This is a genomic window from Pseudoduganella guangdongensis (assembly GCF_009857475.1).
GTDB classification, from domain to species: Bacteria; Pseudomonadota; Gammaproteobacteria; order Burkholderiales; family Burkholderiaceae_D; genus Rugamonas; species Rugamonas guangdongensis.
The window spans coordinates 1-255 of sequence record NZ_WWCJ01000089.1; the positions used below are offsets into that span (position 1 = coordinate 1).

Genomic DNA, 255 nt, shown 5'->3' on the forward strand with positions numbered 1-255 from the left:
GTTTCTTTTATTTCAGACTTAATTTCCACAGGCCAAAAAAGTTTTTCGAATAGTGCTTGCCATCATGCAAGTTACTGATTAAGATTCCCTACAGCAAGATCTGAAACAGGGCAAACCATCCGAAAGGATGGGACGCAAAGTCAACGGTCTAAAGGGCTTCGGCCCCATGACGGCAGGACTGCCAGACAAAAGCTTCCCGGGAGGGCCGTGCGCCCTGTTGCCGGATGCAGTCTTCTACCGGCCTCGGCCGGCAGG

1 riboswitch is annotated in these 255 nt (G+C 51.8%).

The features are described from left to right. Nucleotides 1-99: 99 nt before the first annotated feature. Nucleotides 100-186: riboswitch (cyclic di-GMP riboswitch) on the forward strand. Nucleotides 187-255 lie beyond the last annotated feature (69 nt).